Raw genomic sequence first — 15,193 nt, forward strand, 5'->3', positions numbered from 1 at the left:
CTGCGGAGCGTGGCGTGGTGGGCCTTCGGCGCCCCGAACGCCATCACCAGGAGCGCGGCGCTCCTGGGATCAATGCACGAAAGACGTCTACTGAACCTTCACCACCTTAGGCGGCGCCCAGGTCGCGTTCAGGATCGAAGGCGTGTCAGGCTTAGGCCAGTACATGCGCAACATCGGGATGAACTCGCCCTTCGGTGCCGGCAGCCAGTTGGCCTCCTTGTCGCTGCCCGGTGACTCATTCTGGAAGTAAAGCGTCAACGAACCGTCCGGATTGTATTTGGGGTGATTGCGCGGGCTGATAGTGAACCTGTTGAGCGGATTCGGAGTAAACCACCAGCCGTTATCGACTCGGTACATGGTGATCGACCAGAAGCCATTGACCGGTGGCGACTTACCTTTGGGGAAAGTCACCGTGTACCTGTTTGCGCCGGTGAGCTTGCTTCCGTCAGCGTCGACAAACGTGTACGGATAGACCGCATCCTCCTGGTGGTTCGCCGGCCAACCGTAGGCGGCCACGACCGCCCGTTTCATGTAGTCCGTGCCGTAACTGCCAAGGCCGGTAGTGACTATCCACCCGTTTTCCATGCGCCCCATGTTCTTCCGGTTGGCTTCGATGTGCGCGAAACCGTCCTTCCCGCCGTCCTCGATCGCCGCCTGAACGTCCGGGTCCAGGCTGGCAATGTCAAAGGCCTTGCAGGGCACGATTCCGATGCGCGCCATCTTCGCCAGCATCGGTCCGTCTTCCGCCGAAGGTGGCGCGTCCTTGCACATCAGCTTCGCCATCATGTTGAAGTAGGTTGACGTGTTCATCGCATTGATGACCGCCTGTGGTTTGTCGGTCATGCTGAAACCGGGACTGGGATTCACCGGTGGCGCTGCGTAAGTGTAAGACTTACCCCAGGATGAAAGCGGCGTCAGCTTGAGCTGCGCCTGCAGCGCATTGACATCTTTGTAATCGGCCTCGCTGCCGTCTGCGAAGGTGCGGCCCAGGATCACCATGTAGCGGGTCGCCGATTTGATCTGCTTCATGCCCGCGGGCACCTTCCCGGTCCACCCGGGACCGGTCAACAGATAATTCGCCGCCTTACCGCCAGCGGTGCGCGCGCCGGGCGTCTCGAAGTCGTGCATCCACAGATCGGTCATCTCGAACAGGTAGAAGCGCTTGCCCATATCGGGGTGGCTGAACACTATCGGCTCGCTCAGATCAACCCAGCTAACCGAGTACAGCGTGTCCGCATTGGGTGCGGACACGCCGCGATAGTCGGCCGGCGGATAGCGTGGAACGTTGATGAACTGGCCCATGGGCGCGGTCAGACCCTTCGCCTTGGGAACGTTGCTCATCTGCACCCCGGTGACCTCGGTGGTGATGAGGGAGTATCCGTAGACATAGGCGTCTTCGGCGATCTGCTTCGCTTCCGGCGCAGAGAGGTTGTCAGCCGCTGACGCGTGCACAGGCATGAACGCCAGTGATGCAAGCAGCGCCAGGGTAACCGGATTCGATTTTAACTTGATGGCTTTCATAGCTGAGCAATATAAGGACGGGTAGATAAATTTAGGATTTCGATTCAATTCAGACGAGGACACACCACAATGCATGAGTCATTTATCTTGCTCTCCAAAGCTTCTTTATCTTAGGAAACCGGGCACCTGGCGTCCGCGCAGGCCCAGCCCTTTTCGACCGCACCCCGTTCAAACCCAGATCTTTTTGGACTCCGCCAGCATGGCCTTCATCAGCAACGAGCGGGAAATGCGGCGCAAGTTGTAGACGAGACGAGCTATCGGCCCGACCAATACGATGCCCTTGCCGGTCTGGACCGCGTCGACGATCGATTCCCCGACCAGGCGCGGATGTGCGCCCTTGCTTTGATAAAACGCTGCGAGTCGCTGCAACTGTGCATGTGTCACGCTCTTTCCTACACTCGCCGTGCCTGGATTGGCGATCGGCGTATTGATGATGCCCGGGCAAACCACGGACATCCCGACCGAGGAGACAGAAAGTTCCATCGCGAGACTTTCGCTTAGACCGACGACGGCATGCTTCGATGCCGCGTAGACGCTCATCTGATAGGCCGGTGCCAAACCCGCGACCGAAGCCACATTGACAATATGGCGTGGACCGTCGGCATTGAGCATCTGCGGCAGGAAAACATTGCATCCGTGCACCACGCCCATCACGTTGATGTCGAGGATACGGCGCCACGCTTGCTCCGGTGTCTCGAGAAATGCGCCGAGAAACGCAATGCCGGCGTTGTTGATCAGCACATCGAGCGCACCGACGGCTTCGTGCACCGCATTAGCCAGCTCTCTCATTGCCTGAGCATCGGAAACGTCGGCCTTCCAGGTCAGACAATTCACGCCGTGCTCGCGAACAGCGTTCGCGGCCATTTCGAGTGCCGGCGCGTTGATGTCAACCAGGATCAGGTTTGCCCCCTGGCGCGCGAACGCGAGCGCCGTTTCAAAGCCGATCCCTGACGAAGCACCCGTCACCAGAACCCGCTTTCCCTTAAGAGATGGAATTGCCATGTTGCTTCTCCGCTTGCGATTTCGACTCAGCCAACCAGGAGGAGGTCACTCGACTGGTTTGAGAAAACCTGTGACGCCGACTCGCTCGACTCGCTCCACCAGCCGCGCTCCGTGCCGAGCCGGCAATGCGGCGTGTCGTTATCCAGCCACCAGGCGTTGTCCTTTGTAATGACGAGAATCTCTTCCCACTTGGTGCCGAGGCTCTGGTCGGGCAGTGAGATGTGCGGCTCGATGGCCCACAGTCCTGCAAACGGCCGGTGATCCGATTCACGGCGATCGTTCCAGAGCGGCGAGCGCACGATACCGGGAGTGATTTTCGATGCCCACTGCCGGGTCATCAGTGAGAGGTAGGTCGGCAATCCGAATCCGAGCCAGCGAACCTTGTTCAACGGATTGCTCATGTGGCGGCCCACGCGGTGGCCGAGCACGCGATGGGGATAGCGCTTGTGCTGGTTCACGTAGCCCGCGTCCGCGATCACCTCGTCGACCTCCCGATAGATCGCCCGAAAGGTTTTGCCTGCCCGGACGCCGGCGAGAATCTGGTCGCGCGCTCCGAGCAGCACGCGGTTCATGTCGTCGAGCACGGCCTGCATGCGCGGATTGTCGCCGTGCACGAAGCAATAGCCGATATCGGCGGAGTAGCCGTCAACGATCGGCGCAATATCGAGTATCCCGGTCATGCCGTCCTCGAGCTGGCGGTCGGACGGCAGGAACTTATGATCAGCCCAGAAGCCCTTGAACGCCGCCCGGTCGCCGAACCACGCGAATGGATCGTGAAACAGATCGTCTACGCCTTTGTGCTGCAGCCAGCTCTTCATGATCGCGCAGGCATTCCGCTCTGTCATGCCGGTGCGCAGGCTGGTCGCGGTGTATTCCACGCAGTCGTACGCCAATTTCTGGACCTGGCGAAACTTCTCGAGGTCGGAAACGCGAATGGTCGAATATTGCATAGCTATCCTTTATAAAATGCAGTGAAACGCACAGCCGAGCACGTTCCATTTCTGAACGGCGCCCCGAACTTCAGAACGTGTGCCGCATGCCGATGTTCACGGCCGTTGTCGACCTGCCAGGCGCCACGGGTTCTCCGTAGGAGATCATCTGTGTCATATCGCCTTTGTTGTCCACGTAGCCCACCTGCGCATAGAGCGTCGTCGACTTGGACAGGCTGTAGTAGCCGCCGGCCGCGACTTCAGTGGATTTGTTGTTCGAGTTGTTCTTGTCTTTCAGGTAGTAAAGGCCGCTCGTAAGCTGGAATGCCGGCGTGAACTGATAGCCAAGGCCGAACGTATACAGATCGAGGTTGACAGTATTCGATTTCGACGGGTTCTTGCCGTTGGAATACGAAGCGGACACCGAGAAATCGTGAATCGTGTACCGCGCGCCCAGGTAGACCATCCGATTGTTGTCGAGCCCGGTCGGCACCGTCGTCGCTCCCGGATTCGTATCGTGGCCGTTGTAGTAGAAGGCCGAGAGATTGAGCCCATAGTTCGAGTACTTCAGCACGGCGGACTCGCGCGTACCGCCCTGGAACTGGCCTGCCACGCCGCCCGGCGCGTATTCGAGTTCGGCGCTCGCGCCGTAAAAGCCCGGCGACTTGTAGACGATCGCATTGCTGTCATACAGCGCGCCGATTGGCCCGTTGGTGTTGGTGCCCTGCCAGCCGGCGGCCTGGTTCATCCCCAGCCACGCGGTCAGGATGCTGCCGAAGTAGTCGCCTTGACGAACATCCGTTTCCGCCATTGCCCAGGCCATCGGCGCGATCTGCCGGCCGACCTTGACCGAGCCGAATGGGCCGGAGAGGCCGACGTTGGACTCCATGTTGAAGATCGCCGTTCCGCCCGTCGTGTCGGCAAGTCCGAGCTTGCCGTTGCTGCTGTTGAACCCACCTTGCAGCCGGAAGTTAGCGTAGTAGCCGCCGCCCAGATCTTCGGTCCCCTTCAAACCCCAAAAGCTCGACTAGATGCCACCGCTATTGAGCGCATAGACCTTGCCGAGATTCGGCGCCTTCGGGTTGAACGATGCCGCCGACGTGTTCTGAAACAGAAGGCCTGAATCGATCGCGCCGAACAGCGTCACGGACGACTGCGCGTGCGCAGCCCCTGCGAATGCCAGAAGTGCCGCCGCACCCATCAACTTCATCTTCATTTCGTCTCCTCTACGGGTCTTTGCTCTATATGAACTGCTAGTCTTGCTGCTCGAATCTGCATCGAATACGTCGTCGTGCGGCACTATGCCGTCAAGAAGTAGTCCTGAAATTGATCACGCAACCTGTTCTTCAAAACCTTCCCGGTGGCTCCGAGCGGCACTGCATCGATGAATACGACGGCATCCGGCTTGCACCATCTGGCGACCTTGCCGTCGAAGAACGCCAGAAGCTCGTCGGTGGTCACGGCGCTGCCGGCTTTCCTCACGATCAGCAGCAGCGGTCGCTCATCCCATTTGCGGTGCCGGGCGGCGATACAGACCGCACTCGCCACCTCGGGGTGCACGCTCGCCACATTCTCGATGTCGACCGAACTGATCCATTCGCCGCCCGATTTGATGACGTCCTTTGCGCGATCGGTGATCTGCATGAAGCCGTCGGCGTCGATCTTCGCGATGTCGCCCGTGGGAAACCAGCTGTCACGATGCGGACGCACGTCCGCGCACCGGAAATACGAATCGACGACCCACGGACCGCGCACCATCAGCTCGCCCGCCGACGCGTTGTCCCATGGCACTTCTTCACCGTCGTCGCCGACGATCTTCATGTCGATGCCGTAGACTGCCCGCCCCTGCTTCGCCTGTATCGCCAAACGCTCGTCAGGCGGCATCGAGACTTGATGCGGCTTTAACGAGCAGACCGTGCCGAGCGGACTCAATTCGGTCATACCCCATGCGTGGAGCACATCGACGCAGTAAACCTCCTGAAATTCGGCAATCATCGCGGGAGAGCACGCGGCACCACCGATCACCGTGCGCCGCATCGAAGAAAAACTGAGCTGCTGGCTATTCACGTAGGCGAGCAGCCCCTGCCAGACGGTCGGCACACCGGCCGACATCGTGACGCGTTCAACTTCGATCAGCTCATACAGCGAGTCCCCCTTCAGCCGGGGGCCGGGAAACACCAGTTTCGCGCCGACCATGCAGGCGATATAGGGCAAGCCCCAGGCGTTCACATGGAACATCGGCACAACAGGCAGGATCGTGTCCCATGCCGAGCAGTTCAATGCGTCAGGCAGCGCGGCCGCCAAGGTGTGCAACACGGTCGAACGATGGCTGTACAGCACACCTTTCGGATGACCCGTCGTGCCGGAGGTATAGCAAAGCGACGACGCGTCGTTTTCGTCGAGATGAGGCCATTCGAAGTCGTCGTCGCTAGCGTCGATTAGCTCTTCATAGCAAAGCACTCCCCCTGGCAATCCGTCGGATGCCGGCATGTACGTGCGGTCAGTCATCGCCACGAACACGATCGGGTTCGCGATTCGCGCGGCAATGGCCTGCACGATTGGCAGCATGTCGACGTCGAAGAAGACGACCCGATCGTCGGCATGCGCGATCATGTAGACGATCTGATCGAGATGCAGCCGCGGATTGAGCGTATGCAACACGGCACCCGATCCGGAGACCGCGTAGTAGAGTTCCATGTGCCGATAGCCGTTCCATGCAAGCGTCCCGACTCGATCACCGGGGAGCACGCCGAGTTCCGCGAGCGCGTTCGCCATGCACCTTGCGCGTTTCGCGAGATCTCGGAAGCGATATCGATGGATGTCGCCTTCGACACGCTTCGAGACAATTTCCTGCTCGCCGTGATGCCGCTCTGCGTGCGTTAGCAACGACGAAACGAGCAATGGCTGCTGCATCATCAAGCCTTTCATCTGGAATTCCCGATCCGTGAGACTGAACGTCATCTTCCGGACTCTCGGGGTGCCGGACGATAGCCGGTCTCGACAGACGCATGTCTATTTGAGACACGTAAGGGATAGTCCCGAGCAGGTCTCGCCGTATTGTGTGGGTTTTTCGTAAGCGAAAAATAAGCGACCGACCACCGCTCCTGCATATGTCTCCGTCCAATGCCCCCTCGCGGAACCAAGGTCGCCTCTCGCGCCGGAAGGATCCTCGCGGCTATCTAGGGGCACCACTGATCCTCCTCGTTCGAGATTTATGAAATACTGTTTCGATAAATAGACCAGCGGGCTCCCTTCAGCGCACCCACCCATCCGCGCGACCGCTCTCATGGCTCGTCGAGTTGGAGCGGTGCCGGCCGCGATTCGCGACCATCCACGCCCCCTGCGCGGGTGCATATCGGTAGATGACACTCCCCATGTCGATTTGAAGCGCCCGACGGACATCCCGGAATGGAGATGAAGCAGCCCATGACCACCGCATCGCTCAGGCGCGTTCCCACGCGCTACTTTGTATTGCTGACCAATGCGCGTGTGCAAGGCGTGGACACGGCGCAGATCCTGTCCACTGCCGGTATTGATGGAGCTCGTTTCGATCAGCGCGACGGCACGTTTGCCACTGCTGAAGTAGATGCCTTTGTCCAGGCCGCGAATCATGTCACTGGTCGTGAAGATCTCGGATTTGAACTCGGTCGCCTCATCAAGATGAATTCGCATGACCTGCTTGGTTACGGACTGCTCAGTTGCCACACTGCGCACCAACTCATGTGCATGGCGAGCCGACACTATCACTTGATGACTGAAGCTTTCACGTTGAACTATCAGCGTCGGCCCGGCGCGCCAGGCGAGGCGACCTACACGCCTACTATCGCGATGCCCGACGTGACTCTGCGTTTCTATCTCGAAGCGGTCGCCATAGCACATCACAATCAACTGCGGCTCATGCTGGGTCCCGACGCGCCGGCCTACGATGTCTACCTGTCCATGCCGGAACCTTCGCACGTCCTCCGCTATCAGGCCTTGGCGCCCACGCGCTTTCATTTTTCCGAGAGTGCGCTGCCTGGCGTGCGCGTCGTGATGGGTGCCGATCTGCTGGATCAGCCCTTGCCATTTGGCGACGCGCAAGTCGTCCAACAGATCGACGAGCGTTGCAGCCTGCTGGGGTCACGGCCGCTGACGGGTCACTTTGGCTGGGGTGAATACGTCGAGATGGTGCTACGCGCGGCCGAAGGTGAGCAGGTGACGCTGGATGATCTTGCACGCCGCCTCAACGTGTCCGCCCGAACGATAGACCGCCACCTGAGGGCGGAGAATCTGGCATTTCGCGAACTTTCTGAAAAAGTGCGGTTCCAGCGAGCCTGCGAGATGCTGCGCGAACCGGGTGCGACCATCAAGCACGTGGCACTGAAACTCGGTTTCAGCGACACGGCCAATTTCAGCCGGGCTTTTCGTCGTGTGGTTGGCGTCACACCGACTGCCTATGTCAACGATGCCGCTCGGCCTTTCCCGCCGCTGACGCAACCGGACTCCTCACTCACATCCTCCTGACGGTCCCTACACAATTGCACCTGCCGGCAGCAAGTCCGTGTGGTCGCACAAGTCCAGCTAACGAGCCGAGCAGTGGTCGCAGCCGATACTGGACCAAGGTCCAATATCGGCATCCCCGCTGCTGCCCTATCCTATTTCGCAGGCGAAGGCGGTTGATCGTGCATTCCCGGACGAAGCGCTCGAAAAAATCAAGAACCAGGTCATCCCTGTGAAAGCGCCGATCCCGGACCTTTCCCGAATGCCGCATTTTTTGAAGCATTGCATTCGCGCGTCCGGATGTCCCGAACGTGTCCGGAGTGAAGCCGCCGCCGAAGACCAGCCAGCGCATTGATGAACACTCAGGATTGCTTACCACACTCGTGCAACCCAGCCCACGGAGGCAAACTGGAAGTCAACTGGCGAAGCTGACTATTACCTGGCATGGCGGTCGTTGCAGCCGGTCGGTGTCACGCGTCCCAATCCGGGGCTGCTCAGAGTCAAACCGCAGGAGGCAATCATGAGCTCACTGGTAGTCGCCTTGATTGTGTTTATGTGCGTCTCCGCCAGCGGGATGCTCGGTTTGGCGCTTCGCACTTTCCTTCCCGACCATCATCTGAGCGAGGATTCGACGGCTATCGTGAAGCTGGGGGCAGGCCTGATGGCGACGCTCGCCGCTCTCGTCCTGGGTCTCCTCATCGCATCGTCAAAGGTGACTTTCGACCGACTCAACGACGAGTTCACGCAGACGGCGGCTACGGTCTTCATGATCGATCGCACCTTGGCCGATTATGGTCCGGACGCGAAAGAAGCCCGCGAGCTCCTGCGCCGCACCTATGCCTCAGCTGTGGAGCGGTTTTATTCCGAAGGAGGCGCCGGAAAGGCCGACGTGGACGCTCCTGAAACCCTGGAGCACATGGTGCAATTTCAGCAAAAGCTTCGAGAACTGGCTCCACGAAACGACATGCAGCGCATGCTTCAATCGGAGGCCCTGGCCCGCAGCCACGACCTGGCGGAAGCGCGCTGGATACTGTTCCGACCAGGGGAGGGCGCGATACCAACGCCATTCCTTGCGGTGCTGGTGCTTTGGCTCGGTATCCTTTTTACCGGATTCGGTCTGGTCAGCATCAACTATCGAACCGCCATAGCGACGCTTTTCGTCTGTGCACTATCGGTCTCCGGCGCTATTTTCCTGATCGAGGACATCGCCCACCCGCTCGAAGGGTTGATGCAGATCTCGCGCACGCCGGCACAGATCGCGCTCTCCCATCTCGGCCAATAAGCCAGCGCTGCCCAGCAGCCGCTTTCCGCAAACATGGGGTGCCGCGGCCGTCACCCCCTCGCCTGCCGTTCAGCCCGGCTTGCGAGGCGGGCATTGATTCGACCCCACTGTTCGCTGACGTCTCGCCTACAATGGCACTCATACGGAGGGTCCGCGCTGGCTTGGACAGGTGCACGGCGCCCACGCGTGTGCCGGCTGGCAACCGCCTGCTGCCGCTAAAAAACTGTGGAAGGAGAACAACATGACACGACTCATCGCTCTGTTTCTGATCGCCGGTACCGCTCTCCTTGCCGGCTGCAATACCGTCGCGGGTGCCGGTGAAGATATTTCGAAGGGCGGCCAGGCCATCCATAACACGGCCGAGGAAGCCAAATAGCCACCACTGGCGACACGGACCAGCCGCTCGGCATTGTGCTTACACTGCCGGGCGCAGCTTGGTCAGGTAGTGGCCAATACTCGCTGCGCCGTGATAACGGCCGTGCCCCATAATTGAGCGGTGACAGCGGCCGGACCATCCGAGCATGAACCTTCATCGCCTCGATCTCGTCTCACTCTCGCTTTTCGCGCTCATTGTTCGAAGCGGCAGCATCAGCAAGGGCGCCGAACTCGCCCACCTCGCGATCGGTGCCGCGAGCAAGCGAATCGCGGACCTCGAATCCACAATCGGCGCCGAGCTATTCGAACGCCACTCTCGGGGCATTACGCTCACTGCGGCGGGTGAGGCGCTCAAGCTTCACGCGCAGCGTATTCTGAACGACGTCGACCTGATGACGGCCGACATGTCGGACTACGCGGCCGGCGTCGTGGGCGTCGTTCGGCTATGGGCCAACACGTCGGCGGTAACGCAGTTCCTGCCGTCGGAAATCGCGGAATTTAATGCCAGCAATCCGGAAATCCGCATTGAGCTGGAAGAACAGGATAGCGAACAAGTCGCCCTGGCGGTGGTGGACGGCGTTGCCGATTTCGGCATCATGGCCGACCAGATGCCGACGCTCGGCCTTCAGACCATGCCCTATCGCCACGACCATCTGGTCCTGGTCGTCCCCGGCGGCCACCCGCTGACCCGGCGCGAGTCGGTCTCGTTCGTCGACGCGCTGGAGTTCGACTTTGTCAGCCTGTCGCGCAACACCTCGCTCGCCAAACGCCTTCAGGCCGCCACTGCTTTTTCGGGCGGACAGTTGAAACTGCGTATTCAGGTCCGCAGCTTCGACGCGATGTGCCTGATGGTTGCCGCGGGACTCGGCATCGCCGTGTTGCCCGATGCAGCGGTAGGTCCGCACCTGAGGTCGATGGGCTTGCACAAGATCGGTTTGTCGGAAGACTGGGCTCACCGCGAGCTGCTCATCTGCGCTCGCGATCTGAAAGCGCTGCGCAAACCGGCGCGGCTGCTCGTCGATCATCTGACCCGCGCGGCCCCGGAGACGCCCCCCACCCGCTGACGCAAGGCGCGCTTTCGCGTTCCACGAAAGCTGGGTTCCACACTGTTGCATTCCACCCACGGGAGCGCGCGTGGAAAATGACTCTCCATAGACAGCAGCCTTGCCGGCCAAGCAAGCATTCTTTCATATGAATGGATGGAGACACCCTCATGCAGCCCGCGACTACGCCCCGTACGTTGTTCGACAAGCTGTGGCAAAGCCACGTCGTGTCGGCAACACCTGATGGTCCGACGCTCCTGTATGTCGACCGTCAGCTCGTCTATGAGGTCACCAGCCCGCAAGCGTTCGAGTCGATGCGCCTGTCCGGCCGCACCCCGTGGCGGCCAGACACAGTGCTCGCGGTAGCCGATCACAATGTGCCGACGCTGGCGGCTGAGCGCACGAGCATCGACGCGATCGCGGACCCGCTTTCACGGATGCAGGTCGCGCAACTCGACAAGAACTGCAACGAGTTCGGCATCAAGTCTTACGGCATTCGTGACGCGAGGCAAGGCATCATCCACGTCGTGGGCCCGGAACAGGGGGCGACGTTGCCAGGCATGACGGTCGTGGCTGGCGATTCGCACACTAGTACGCACGGTGCATTCGCGGCGCTCGCATTCGGCGTCGGCACCTCGGAAGTGGAACACGTGCTCGCGACGCAATGCCTGCTGGTCGAGCGGATGAAGTCGATGCGCGTCAACGTCGAGGGCGCACTGCCGCCCGGCGTGACGGCCAAGGACCTCGTGCTCGCGATCATCGGCCAGATCGGCACCGCCGGCGGCACCGGCTATGCGATGGAGTTCGCGGGCAGCACGATCCGGGCGCTGTCGATGGAAGGCCGCATGACGCTGTGCAACATGGCGATCGAAGCGGGCGCGAGAGTCGGGCTGATCGGCGTCGACGACGTCACGATCGATTACGTGAAGGGGCGTCCCTTCGCGCCGAACAAAGCGCACTGGGACGCCGCCGTGGCCTACTGGCGCACGCTCGTCAGCGACGCGGGGGCCCGCTTCGACAAAACGGTCGACATCGATGCCACCCGCTTGCGGCCGATGGTCACCTGGGGCACGTCGCCCGAAATGGTGGTCTCGATCGACGCCGCCGTACCGAACCCGGCGGATGAACCCGACCTCGTGCGCCGCGCCGGCATGACCCGCGCGCTGACGTACATGGGCCTCAAACCGGGCACACCGCTCGAGCGCATCACGCTCGACAAGATCTTCATCGGCTCGTGCACGAACGCGCGCATTGAAGACCTGCGCGTGGCCGCGGCCGTCGTGAAAGGCAAGCACGTTGCGCCGACCATCCAGCTCGCGCTGGTGGTGCCGGGCTCGGGACTCGTCAAGGCGCAGGCCGAAGCCGAAGGCCTCGACGCCATCTTCAAGGCGGCGGGCTTCGAATGGCGCGAACCGGGCTGCTCGATGTGTCTCGGTATGAACGACGACCGGTTGCGCCCGGGCGAACGATGCGCGTCGACGTCCAACCGGAACTTCGAAGGCCGCCAGGGCCCCGGCGGCCGCAGCCACCTCGTCAGCCCCGCGACGGCCGCAGCCGCTGCCATCGCAGGTCACTTTGTCGACGTTTCCCGCGGAGGCCTCTGATGCAACCCTTTACCCGACTGGAGGCGCTCGTGGCACCGCTCGACCGCGCGAACGTCGACACCGATGCGATCATCCCCAAGCAGTTCATGAAATCGGTGAAGCGCACCGGCTTCGGCGCCAATCTGTTCGATGAATGGCGCTACCTGGATCACGGCGAGCCCGGGCAGGACGTATCAAGCCGCCAGCCCAATCCGGACTTCCCGCTCAACCAGCCTCGCTTCGCGGGCGCCCAGATTCTGCTCACGCGCGACAACTTCGGCTGCGGGTCGAGCCGCGAGCATGCGGTGTGGGCCTTGTCGGACTTCGGTATTCGCGCGCTGATCGCCCCGAGCTTCGCGGACATTTTCTACGGCAACTGCTTCAAGAATGGCCTGCTGCCGATCAGGCTCGACGAACGCATTGTCCAGGACCTGTTCGACCTCGTCGGCCGCCCGTCCGGTTTGCGACTCGAGATCGATCTGGAGGCGCAAACCATCCGGCCCGTCGGCGGCGCCGCGATCCCGTTCGAGATCGAACCGGAACGCAAGCGCCGCCTGCTCGAAGGGCTGGACGACGTCGCGCTGACGCTCGGCCAGGCCGACCGTATCCGCGAGTACGAGCGCGTCCGCCGCGCTCGGGAGCCTTGGCTCTTCAGCTAAGGCAACGCGCCTTTTGGACATCGAACGCAGTCTCAGGAGTTTTCACGATGAACAGCCAAGCTTCTTTTCCGGGCACGCCCGCCGCGCTTAAAGGTGTGCGCGTGATCGAGATGGGTCAACTGATTGCCGGTCCGTTCGCCGGCAAGACGCTCGGCGAATTCGGCGCCGAAGTCATCAAGATCGAGCCGCCGGGTGCCGGCGACCCACTGCGCAACTGGCGCCTGATGAAGGACGGCACGTCCGTCTGGTGGCAGGTGCAGTCACGCAACAAGCGCTCATTAGCGCTCGATCTGCGCACCCCCGAAGGCCAGACCATTGCGCGCCAGTTGATTGCCGAGGCCGACGTCCTCATCGAGAACTTCCGGCCGGGCACGCTCGAAGGCTGGGGAATGAGCTACGAACAGCTGGCCGAGCTGAACCCCCGGCTCATCATGCTTCGTATCTCGGGGTATGGCCAGACGGGACCTTACCGTGATTTGCCGGGATTCGGCTCGATCGGCGAGGCGATGGGAGGCTTGCGTCATCTGACCGGTGAGCCCGGCCGCGTGCCCGTGCGCTGCGGCATCTCGATCGGCGATACGCTTGCAGCACTGCATGGTGTGATCGGGGTGCTCACCGCGCTCTATCACCGCGATGCAAACGGCGGCAAAGGACAGGTCATCGACGTGGCGCTTCACGAAGCCGTCTTCAACGTGATGGAGAGCCTGATTCCCGAGTACAGCGCATTCGGCGCGGTCCGCGAAGCCGCCGGCAGCGCCCTGCCCGGCATCGCGCCATCCAATGCGTATCGATGTGCCGATGGCTATGTGCTCATCGCCGGCAACGGCGACAGCATCTTCAAGCGGCTCATGATTGCGATCGGACGCAAGGATCTGGCGGACGCCCCCGCGCTCGCGAACAACGCCGGTCGTGTCGCGCAGGTTGACGAACTGGACCAGGCCATCGAAGCCTGGACCGCGCAACGTTCGACCGAAGACGTGCTGGCCACGCTGACCGAGGCGCGGGTGCCCGCGGGCAAGATCTATACGGCCCGCGACATCGCCGAGGATCCGCACTACCGCGCACGCGACATGATTTTGCGGCAGACCACGCGCGACGGCTATGACGTCGACGTGCCGGGCATCGTGCCCAAACTGATGGGCACGCCGGGTTCCGTGCGCTCGTCGGCACCGAAACTCGGCGACGACACCCATGACATCTTGCGTGAGATCGGGCTCTCCGACAGCCGGATTGCCGAGTTGCGTGACAAAGGAGCAATCGCATGAACATCTGGAACGGAGAACACCGGCGCATTTACATGCAGGAAGTCGGCACGCGTGACGGTTTCCAGTCGGAAGGCACGTTCGTCGAGACGCGCGACAAGATTGCGCTGATCGACGCGCTTTCCGAAACAGGCATGGCGAAGATCGAGGTGACGGCTTTCGTGTCGCCGCAAGCGATTCCCGCGTTACGCGACGCCGAGATCGTGATGCGTGAGATCGCGCGCAAGCCGGGCGTCGTCTATACGGCACTCGTGCCGAACGTGCGTGGCGCCGAACGCGCGATCGAGGCGCGCGCGGACGAGCTGAATCTCGTGATGTCCGCGACCGAAAGCCACAACCTGTCCAACCTGCGGATGACGCGCGAGCAGTCGTTCAGTGCGCTCAAGCAGGTTGCCGCCATCGCGCGCGATGCCGGACTCGCGGTCAACATCTCGCTATCGTGTGCATTCGGCTGCCCGATGGAGGGCGACGTACCGACAGATACTGTGATCGAGTGGACGCGACGCTTCATCGAGGAAGCCGGCGCGCAAGGCGTCACGCTATGCGACACGACCGGCATGGCCTATCCGCAGCAGGTCGCCGCGCTGACGGCGCGATGCGTCGAGCGCTGGCCACAGACCGAGTTCACGCTGCATTTCCACAATACGCGTGGCATGGGACTCGCCAACGTGCTCGCCGCGATCGATGCGGGTGCCGACCGCTTTGACGCGTCGCTGGGCGGCATCGGCGGTTGTCCCTATGCGCCCGGCGCCAGCGGCAACGTATGCAGCGAGGAGATCGTGCACGCGCTCGAACTGATGGGCTACGACACAGGCGTCGATCTGGGCGCGCTCATCGACGCGTCGAAGCGCTTGCCGGCGCTGATCGGCCACGATACGCCAAGCCAGATCGCGAAGGCGGGGCGGCGGCTCGACCTGCATCCGCTCCCGGCCGACTTTGCCGCGATCCGCGAGCGAGCCATGCAGCGCGACGCTTCCATTCAATCGCGCCCCTGACATTCTTTACTTTGCTGATTTAACTGGCCATTGCTCGCAGACGATCCAAGAAAGCGTCGAGGC

At 61.6% G+C, this 15,193-nt stretch carries 12 protein-coding genes and 1 pseudogene; 8 read left to right on the top strand and 5 right to left on the bottom strand.

Annotated features, from left to right (window positions below; genetic code table 11):
* Positions 1 to 87: 87 nt before the first annotated feature.
* From GNZ12_RS27880 to GNZ12_RS27900, 5 genes and pseudogenes are all read right to left on the bottom strand, one after another.
* Positions 88 to 1,521: a DUF1254 domain-containing protein gene (locus tag GNZ12_RS27880; RefSeq protein ID WP_216673389.1), complete on the bottom strand. Its 1,434-nt coding sequence runs from the start codon at positions 1,519 to 1,521 to the stop codon at positions 88 to 90.
* A gap of 168 nt (positions 1,522 to 1,689) precedes the next feature.
* Positions 1,690 to 2,523: an SDR family NAD(P)-dependent oxidoreductase gene (locus tag GNZ12_RS27885; protein WP_172315406.1), complete on the bottom strand. Its 834-nt coding sequence runs from the start codon at positions 2,521 to 2,523 to the stop codon at positions 1,690 to 1,692.
* 26 nt (positions 2,524 to 2,549) lie between these two features.
* A complete protein-coding gene (locus tag GNZ12_RS27890) occupies positions 2,550 to 3,473 on the bottom strand; it encodes a M24 family metallopeptidase (protein ID WP_172315407.1) in 924 nt (307 codons plus the stop codon).
* Positions 3,474 to 3,543: 70 nt separating this feature from the next.
* Positions 3,544 to 4,668, bottom strand: a pseudogene (locus GNZ12_RS27895) (porin).
* 83 nt (positions 4,669 to 4,751) lie between these two features.
* Complete coding sequence (locus GNZ12_RS27900) at positions 4,752 to 6,380, bottom strand: 3-(methylthio)propionyl-CoA ligase (RefSeq protein WP_172315442.1); 1,629 nt, start codon at positions 6,378 to 6,380, stop codon at positions 4,752 to 4,754.
* Between the two features lie 543 nt (positions 6,381 to 6,923).
* Here GNZ12_RS27900 and GNZ12_RS27905 point away from each other — a divergent pair.
* From GNZ12_RS27905 to GNZ12_RS27940, 8 genes are all read left to right on the top strand, one after another.
* On the top strand, positions 6,924 to 7,955 hold the full coding sequence (locus GNZ12_RS27905; RefSeq protein ID WP_172315408.1) for a helix-turn-helix domain-containing protein: 1,032 nt from the start codon (positions 6,924 to 6,926) through the stop codon (positions 7,953 to 7,955).
* A 496-nt stretch (positions 7,956 to 8,451) separates the two neighbouring features.
* Positions 8,452 to 9,213, top strand: a complete 762-nt coding sequence (locus GNZ12_RS27910; RefSeq protein WP_172315409.1) for a bestrophin-like domain — start codon at positions 8,452 to 8,454, stop codon at positions 9,211 to 9,213.
* 241 nt (positions 9,214 to 9,454) lie between these two features.
* The gene (locus GNZ12_RS27915) at positions 9,455 to 9,589 is read left to right on the top strand and encodes an entericidin A/B family lipoprotein (protein WP_172315410.1); all 135 of its coding nucleotides are present in this window, start codon (positions 9,455 to 9,457) and stop codon (positions 9,587 to 9,589) included.
* A gap of 145 nt (positions 9,590 to 9,734) precedes the next feature.
* On the top strand, positions 9,735 to 10,652 hold the full coding sequence (locus GNZ12_RS27920; protein ID WP_172315411.1) for a LysR substrate-binding domain-containing protein: 918 nt from the start codon (positions 9,735 to 9,737) through the stop codon (positions 10,650 to 10,652).
* Positions 10,653 to 10,801: 149 nt separating this feature from the next.
* Positions 10,802 to 12,235: a 3-isopropylmalate dehydratase large subunit gene (leuC, locus tag GNZ12_RS27925; RefSeq protein ID WP_172315412.1), complete on the top strand. Its 1,434-nt coding sequence runs from the start codon at positions 10,802 to 10,804 to the stop codon at positions 12,233 to 12,235.
* Entirely contained in the window at positions 12,235 to 12,873 is a 639-nt protein-coding gene (leuD, locus tag GNZ12_RS27930; protein WP_172315413.1) for a 3-isopropylmalate dehydratase small subunit, read from the top strand. Before leuC ends, leuD begins: the two co-directional genes overlap by 1 nt.
* A 47-nt stretch (positions 12,874 to 12,920) precedes the next feature.
* A complete protein-coding gene (locus GNZ12_RS27935) occupies positions 12,921 to 14,138 on the top strand; it encodes a CaiB/BaiF CoA transferase family protein (RefSeq protein ID WP_172315414.1) in 1,218 nt (405 codons plus the stop codon).
* On the top strand, positions 14,135 to 15,130 hold the full coding sequence (locus GNZ12_RS27940; RefSeq protein WP_172315415.1) for a hydroxymethylglutaryl-CoA lyase: 996 nt from the start codon (positions 14,135 to 14,137) through the stop codon (positions 15,128 to 15,130). The genes GNZ12_RS27935 and GNZ12_RS27940 overlap by 4 nt, the downstream gene beginning before the upstream one ends.
* The last annotated feature ends 63 nt before the right edge of the window (positions 15,131 to 15,193 follow it).

This window comes from Paraburkholderia solitsugae, from assembly GCF_013177695.1.
Taxonomy (GTDB): Bacteria; Pseudomonadota; Gammaproteobacteria; order Burkholderiales; family Burkholderiaceae; genus Paraburkholderia; species Paraburkholderia solitsugae.

Excerpts from the sequence above, each read along its gene's own strand:
- GNZ12_RS27915 (WP_172315410.1), top strand. The coding sequence starts at position 9,455 with ATGACACGACTCATCGCTCTGTTTCTGATCGCCGGTACCGCTCTCCTT.
- GNZ12_RS27890 (WP_172315407.1), bottom strand. The coding sequence starts at position 3,473 with ATGCAATATTCGACCATTCGCGTTTCCGACCTCGAGAAGTTTCGCCAG.
- GNZ12_RS27920 (WP_172315411.1), top strand. The coding sequence starts at position 9,735 with ATGAACCTTCATCGCCTCGATCTCGTCTCACTCTCGCTTTTCGCGCTC.
- GNZ12_RS27880 (WP_216673389.1), bottom strand. The coding sequence starts at position 1,521 with ATGAAAGCCATCAAGTTAAAATCGAATCCGGTTACCCTGGCGCTGCTT.
- GNZ12_RS27885 (WP_172315406.1), bottom strand. The coding sequence starts at position 2,523 with ATGGCAATTCCATCTCTTAAGGGAAAGCGGGTTCTGGTGACGGGTGCT.
- GNZ12_RS27900 (WP_172315442.1), bottom strand. The coding sequence starts at position 6,380 with ATGAAAGGCTTGATGATGCAGCAGCCATTGCTCGTTTCGTCGTTGCTA.
- GNZ12_RS27910 (WP_172315409.1), top strand. The coding sequence starts at position 8,452 with ATGAGCTCACTGGTAGTCGCCTTGATTGTGTTTATGTGCGTCTCCGCC.
- leuD (WP_172315413.1), top strand. The coding sequence starts at position 12,235 with ATGCAACCCTTTACCCGACTGGAGGCGCTCGTGGCACCGCTCGACCGC.
- GNZ12_RS27935 (WP_172315414.1), top strand. The coding sequence starts at position 12,921 with ATGAACAGCCAAGCTTCTTTTCCGGGCACGCCCGCCGCGCTTAAAGGT.
- GNZ12_RS27940 (WP_172315415.1), top strand. The coding sequence starts at position 14,135 with ATGAACATCTGGAACGGAGAACACCGGCGCATTTACATGCAGGAAGTC.
- leuC (WP_172315412.1), top strand. The coding sequence starts at position 10,802 with ATGCAGCCCGCGACTACGCCCCGTACGTTGTTCGACAAGCTGTGGCAA.